Source organism: Acidisoma sp. 7E03 (assembly GCF_054665075.1).
Window position 1 is genome coordinate 1 of record NZ_BAAFHE010000035.1, and the last position, 6,196, is coordinate 6,196.

The window sequence follows — 6,196 nt, forward strand, 5'->3', positions numbered from 1 at the left end:
CCTGGCTCATCCACCATCCTTATGCGCACTCATAAGGACGACCTTAAGCGCGCTCGGTAATATCAACGCCAGGCGGCCACCGGCGGATGGATACCCTTCCCTGCATGCTTGCGGGTTCGTTCCAACATCTGAGAACGAGCGTTTGGTATCTGCGCTCGCCCTGCCTCGGGAGCTTTGACCACCTTGCCCCGCAACCGGCGCCGTCTCGATATAGTTCCTATTGTTTTCTATTGATTGTTGTCGCTAATAAGCAGGGCAAAACGGGGGCTCGATCACAAAGATGCGACCATCTCCACCTAAGGTTGTGAAAACAAAGGGCAGAGAAGTTGTGATCGTTTTAGGTTTTGTGGCTTCTGCGGGGATTATGAGGGCCTCTATAATTTCATATCAATCTTTAATCGCCTTTCATTTAGGCCTACAGGGGGTAATTTATGGAATTTTAATTTTTTTCTCCTCCATAGTGTCGGTATGCGTTGCCGTTAATGCTGGCTACTTCGCGGACATTATAAGAAGAAAATTTATGCCGATAGGAATGGCAGGTCTGATCGGCGGAGTAGGCTTTCTGTGGGTTGCGTTAGATCGGACGCCGCTCTCGTTCGTCATCTCTACATTGTTTTTTGGATCGACGGCTAGTGTTATTTTTCAGCAAGCGCTGGCGTTGTATAAGCAAGTCGTGATTATCGACGGGATCCGTCCGAACATGGCTAATTCTCTCGCGCGCTCACTATATTCTCTATCCTGGGTGGTCACTCCACCTTTGGTAGCGAGGTTAGTGTCGAGACAAGGAGATATGTTTAGCAGCTACCTGGTAGCATCTGGGGCAGGATTATTCGCGTTTGTCCTGTTTTTGTTTTCACTACAGGGAGTGGTTCTGAATGAAAGGTTCTCGTCCCTAAAGCAGGATATCAGCTATCGCGATAGCATGCTGGCGCTGCGACGAAAGTCTGTGTTGTTGAAGGTGACGGCGGTTGGTCTCGTGACCGGATCATTAAGGCTAGATGCTCTGATTCTTGGCCCTATAGTCATTTATCACCTACACGGAAGCATAAGTGACGTCGGCTTCATCGTCGGCATCGAATCCGCATTCGAAATTCCTTCAACGTTGATATGGGGAATCCTCGCTGATCGATGGGGAAGCTCAACCACGATTTTTATCGCGTCTGTGATTTATTCTGCCTACTTTATAGTTCTCGCAAGAATCTCAAATTTTGGTGAGATCTACGGCGTTGTAGCCCTCGGCTCTTTCGGAGCATCGGGACTGTTAACGGTCACAATCTCTTATTTGCAATCAATATTGAAAGAGCAAGTGGGGTTCTCCACCTCATTAACAGCTATATCGAATTTTCTTGGATGGACGATGGCCGCGGTAATAATTGGACTCGTGACTACGTCTAAGGAATTCGGACAAGCGGCAATTATTGCGAGTTTGTTAAGTCTATTGGGCGGAACAATTGTTTTTTTACCTATCCATAGACGGAGGGGTAGCCATTTCACTCCGTGAGGAACTCTATTGCAGATGGTGGGATTGAAAATACTGTCCTCACGACCATTGTCGTTGCCCCTTAATTCTCGGACAACGCAACCTCACCAGTTGAAGATGCTTTGAGAGCGATGAACTCTCTCGGAGATCGATAAACTAGCGCACGATGCGGGTGCAACGAGTTGTAATGCTCGAACCAGATGGGCAGCGAACGGATGACGGTCTGTGCGTCCGGCGTTAGATTGAAAGCGACGAAATCGCGCTTGAAGGTTCGCACAAAGGCTTCCGCTCAGCGTTGACGGTCTAATAACGTCGGTTCTGCCGGCGACGCTGCCGACGCGGACTGTTGCCACCATTTTCGCCAGCCGTGGCGGTCAGGCGACTTCGGAAGCAAAGCGGAGTAGCGCGCAAAAGAATCGCCGCAGAGGCGGTCGTCCCCGCAAGGTTACATCCGCAGCCTAACTCTTTCCTGACCCTGTTGGGGATGCGACCCGATGGGCACTCACGTGCCTCGCAGGTCGAGCACCATGAAGATCTCATCCCGGTAAGAGCCGTCGCCGGGATCAATCGCGTTCGGTTCCACCCCGTAGACCTGAAAGCCCAGCTGCTCATACAGGGCCTGTGCAGCTGCGTTCCCCTCCGTGACAGTCAGAATGACCTGCCGCAGCTCCGCCTGCGCTCGTGCATAACCGATCAAGCGCTCCAACAAGGAGCGCGCAATTCCCTGCCCTCGCCACTCGGGATCGACATACATCCCCCAGACCATCGCCTTGTGGCGATATTTCTCCCGAGAATTGGGCTGGAGCCCGGCTATTCCGATCAGGACATTCCCAAGGCTTCGTTCTTGATGGAAAGCTCCAAGGACGACACCTCCACCCGGCGGCGACAAGATATCCTCTATTTCCTTGAGCGAGATCCTCGCCCATTCGGCACGAGACGTTGCAAAAGAGGCGGGATAGAGCTCCAGAGCATCCAGGCGAAGGAGTCGATATTCAGCGGCGTCCGTCCGATCTAAGGGCCGTATCACAAAGTCAGGCACAGGCACCTCAGCCGTTCCACCGTTACGCGCCGCCCATAGTGGCGCTCACCCCCGGATACCCGTCATCCGCTGGATCTGTCGAGAATGCAGCTTAGCGCTCTACAGCGAAGCTGGTTCAACCTGCTGGTGGGATTGCCACGGAGACCGCTTCGAAAGCCCCCTCCTGCTCCATCGCCACCTCCCCCTGCTTGGCGAGCTCGAGGCTGGCACTGAAGGTGGTGGCCCAAGCGGAGGCGCGGAGCAGCGGCCCCTGCACGGGCGTACCCTCCTCATCGGTCTCAGTCGCCGCCTCCGGCAGGAAACGATCCAGTGTCAGAGACTCGGCCCTCCCCTCCCCGGCCTCGCGCAAAATGCGCAGGATCCGCTCCCGCGCCTCGGCGACGGAATGGAGCGCCTCCCAAATCGGGCGGTACTGGACGGCCGTCTCTGGGCCGGTGGCGTCATCGTCGAAGAGGTCGAGACAGGCCCAGAGGAAGCCGATGACGTCAACGGTATGCTCGGTGCCGAGCTGCAGGCCGGTCGGCTCCGGAACCCCTCGCGCGAAGACCACCTCGCCCAAGATCGGCCGAGCGCCGAGCCAGCGGGCGGCGGCGCGCATTGCCACCAGATCGTCGAGCCGGCGAAGCTCCGCCGCCGCGTCGCGCTCGGCGGCCTGGGCTGCTTCTGGGCTTTCGGGGCAGAGGAGACGGGAGCGGAGCAGCACGAGACGGGTCGCCATGACCAGCCAGTCGGCCCGGCGCTCGAGCGCCACCCGGTCCCGGAGGGCGTCGACGGCCGCGAGGAACTGCTCGACCAACGTGACGATCGACAGGCGGCCAAGATCGATGCGCTGCCGCTCTGCCAAGTCGAGCAGCAGGTCCATCGGCCCGTCGAAACCGTCGAGATGCAGCACCGGCACCACTGGCGCCGGAACCCGACGCCCACCGGCTTCCCAGGCGGCATCATCCTCCCAGTCGTCTGTTGCACTGCGGCTCGGATCGACGGCCCGCACGTCCTCCTGCGGAGCATCCTGCCGCCGGGCCGCCAGCGGTGGCGTTGCAAACGCGGACCTACGTTCCCGATCGCCCTCCTGCTCGGACATCGCGCCGTCGAGAAGAGGACCATCCGTCGGAGCGGCAAGCGGCTCGACCATCGTCGGTCGAGACACGCCGGAGCCGGGCCCATCGACCATCACCCCGCCGGGCGGATCAAGCGCCCTCCCCTCCCCGTCCGGGATCGTCACGGCCGCGGCTGCAGCTGGAAGCGCAGATCGGGCCAGGCGGCCGCGATCCTTGTGATCGCTTCATGCGGCGTCTCGCCGCCAGTGAAGAAGCCATAGCCCAGCACCCTATGGCCCGTCGGCAGCCGCCGCCCTGGCCGCGCATCCGGCCGCAGCACGACATGGCGCGGTGTCTCGCTCAAACCCCAGTGCCGGCGGAGCCAGGCCTGGGCCCGCGGATGGGTCGGTTCATGCGCCAGGATCTCCGGCGGCACCGGAAGCAGCCGATGCAGATCGAACGGACAGGTGCGGCCGGCATGGGCGCGGCCCGCATGGGTGCGGCCGGCAGAGGCGGGCTCGCCAAACGCCTGCCCTTCGTGCGCTTCGACCGCAGACGCTTGCCCGGAGTGGACTGCACCACCCCCCGCATGGCCCTCACCCGGATCGATCTCGCTCTGCGCGACGAGCGCCGCTGCCCGGGCGGCCCGTGCCTCCGCCCGCTCGCGGAACTGCCGCGCGAGGATGCGGCAGCCCTCGAGGCTCAAAGAGCGGGTGGCTTTCGGTTGGGAGACCGCGAGGTGGAAGATGTCCTCTTCGATGCGGGCACCGTCGAGCCGCCAGGGCACGATCCCCGGCCCCCGCGCGGCGTCGGCGAAATCCGCCACCCGCTCGGCCGGGCCGGTGATCGTCAGATGGTGATAGAGCCAGGTCCCCTGCCCTGCCCGACGATCCAGATCCTTGACGACCGGAGCCGCCGGACGCCGGCCCCGCCGTTTCGCAGGCGCCGGGAGAGGCTCCGGCACCGAGGTCGTCCCCTCCTCGGGCGGCGGATCGACCTCCCAAGGCGTGCGGTACTGCATCAGAGATCGAGGGCGCCGGCCGGGCTCTCCGTCACCAGCCCGGCGCGCTGCACGTAACCCCGCATCGTCCGCAGATCGCGGTGACGGGTATGGCGCATGATGTCTTCGTCTCGCACGCCTTGCCCATAGGCCTCGGTGATGAAGCCGACCCGGAGCGCATGCGCCGACAACCGCTCGAAGCCCTCGACCACGATCCCGGCCAGGCGGCAGCGATAGTCGAGGATGCGCCGCACCGCGTCGGGATGCAGCGCCGCATCGCCGATCGTCCCGCCGGTGCTGATGCGCCGGAAGAGCGGGCCGGCACGCCGTTTGGCAACCGCCTGCCAGGCGGCAAAGGCCTGCACCGGGCAGGTCTCGGCATGACGGCCGCGCGGCAGACCGATCTCGGCGCCGTGCCCTGCCCCGTCCGTCTTGCTGCGCAGGATGCGGAGCCGCAAGCCGCCCGCGACCTCCGCCACGTCTTCCACCTGCAGTCCGACCAGCTCCGAGCGGCGCAAGGCGCCGGCGAAGCCGAAGAGCAGCAGGGCACGATCGCGCCGCCCGCGGGCCGAGACGTCGCAGGTCGCGACCAGCTGACGCAGCAAGGCGAGTGTCAGTGGCGCCGCCTTCTGGGGCGGCCGCCCATGCTGACGCAGCAGCCCCTGCAACGGCCCCTGGATGCCGCGATGCGACGGGTTCCAGGGCAGATCGTTGAAGCGGTGCATCTTGCCGAGCGCCGCCAGCCGTCGCCGGATCGTATTCGGCGCGTGGCTCTCGGCAAGGCTCGCGAGATAGGCGCCGACCACGGCGGGTGCGGCAGGCACAGGTACGAAGCCGTGCGCCGCGCACCAGTCGGCGAAATGCTGCCAGTCCGCGCGATAGGCCCGCATGGTGTTCGGGGCCGCAGCCCGCTGCGCGAGCGTCTCAGCATGGGCGAGCGCCTGCGCCCCGGCCTCGGACAAGGCCGCGATCCGCCCCGTTTCGGCGGGAAGGACGGGGTGGAGATCGCTCTCAGGGTGAGGTGTCGCGGCCATGAAGAGAGACTCGCAGAAGCCCCTCCCGGAAAGCAAGTCGAATAATGATGCTATGCGCGATAAGTGGTCTTATCGCGCATAGGTTCTTCTCCGAGAGTCATCTGATGCAGCATTCATGGGCACCCTTCCCTTGTGATGACGGCTTGCACATCTGCGCCCCCCTCCAGTTCGCCTTGTGCCGCCATGGCGAGTCGTCCTTTGGCCGGCTCAGGAAGTTGGGGCGACCGAAATGGAACCAGTGGTCTGGGCTCGTCGTTACCGGCTCGCCTGCAGCGTGAGGGGAAATCCAGGCGACTGTTGTTCGTTAGGGGCACACGGCGAAGCAGACGATTCCACAAGATACGTCTAGCTCGTGGAGCCAGTGCCACATCTAGGTCACTCCGTCGTGCTCATCAGGTCACACGAGAGAGTTCCTATACGCGGCGCTCCCGCTCGAACTCCTCTCGTGAGAACAGCTTCGCGTTTCCCCACGCGTTTTCCTCACTCGCTTTCGAGTGCGTGTAATCGCGCTGAGTGAACCGCACCGGGTTTCCCGGAGGCTCCAACTTCCAAGTAGAGTGGAGCTATGACGAGCAAGACGACGAACAAATTCAGCCCTGAGGTTCG

General features: G+C 62.0%; 5 protein-coding genes and 1 pseudogene. 1 reads left to right on the top strand and 5 read right to left on the bottom strand.

The genetic code is table 11. The features are described from left to right. Positions 1-328 precede the first annotated feature (328 nt). Positions 329-1,501: an MFS transporter gene (locus tag ACYQ6W_RS22335; RefSeq protein WP_459678465.1), complete on the top strand. Its 1,173-nt coding sequence runs from the start codon at positions 329-331 to the stop codon at positions 1,499-1,501. A 61-nt stretch (positions 1,502-1,562) separates the two neighbouring features. Here ACYQ6W_RS22335 and ACYQ6W_RS22340 read toward each other — a convergent pair. The 5 genes and pseudogenes from ACYQ6W_RS22340 to ACYQ6W_RS22360 all read right to left on the bottom strand — a co-directional run. Next, positions 1,563-1,769, bottom strand: a pseudogene (locus ACYQ6W_RS22340) (integrase core domain-containing protein); the annotation flags it as partial. A gap of 213 nt (positions 1,770-1,982) precedes the next feature. Continuing rightward, positions 1,983-2,525 (bottom strand): N-acetyltransferase family protein, encoded by a 543-nt coding sequence (locus tag ACYQ6W_RS22345; protein ID WP_459678467.1) that lies wholly within the window; start codon positions 2,523-2,525, stop codon positions 1,983-1,985. 109 nt (positions 2,526-2,634) lie between these two features. Continuing rightward, complete coding sequence (locus ACYQ6W_RS22350) at positions 2,635-3,741, bottom strand: segregation and condensation protein A (protein WP_459678469.1); 1,107 nt, start codon at positions 3,739-3,741, stop codon at positions 2,635-2,637. Beyond that, positions 3,738-4,577: a hypothetical protein gene (locus ACYQ6W_RS22355; RefSeq protein ID WP_459678470.1), complete on the bottom strand. Its 840-nt coding sequence runs from the start codon at positions 4,575-4,577 to the stop codon at positions 3,738-3,740. The genes ACYQ6W_RS22350 and ACYQ6W_RS22355 overlap by 4 nt, the downstream gene beginning before the upstream one ends. Further along, on the bottom strand, positions 4,577-5,590 hold the full coding sequence (locus ACYQ6W_RS22360; RefSeq protein WP_459678471.1) for a tyrosine-type recombinase/integrase: 1,014 nt from the start codon (positions 5,588-5,590) through the stop codon (positions 4,577-4,579). The genes ACYQ6W_RS22355 and ACYQ6W_RS22360 overlap by 1 nt, the downstream gene beginning before the upstream one ends. Positions 5,591-6,196 lie beyond the last annotated feature (606 nt).

Bases quoted from the DNA above. Each gene is read 5' to 3' on its own strand.
- ACYQ6W_RS22360 (WP_459678471.1), bottom strand. From the start codon at position 5,590: ATGGCCGCGACACCTCACCCTGAGAGCGATCTCCACCCCGTCCTTCCC.
- ACYQ6W_RS22355 (WP_459678470.1), bottom strand. From the start codon at position 4,577: ATGCAGTACCGCACGCCTTGGGAGGTCGATCCGCCGCCCGAGGAGGGG.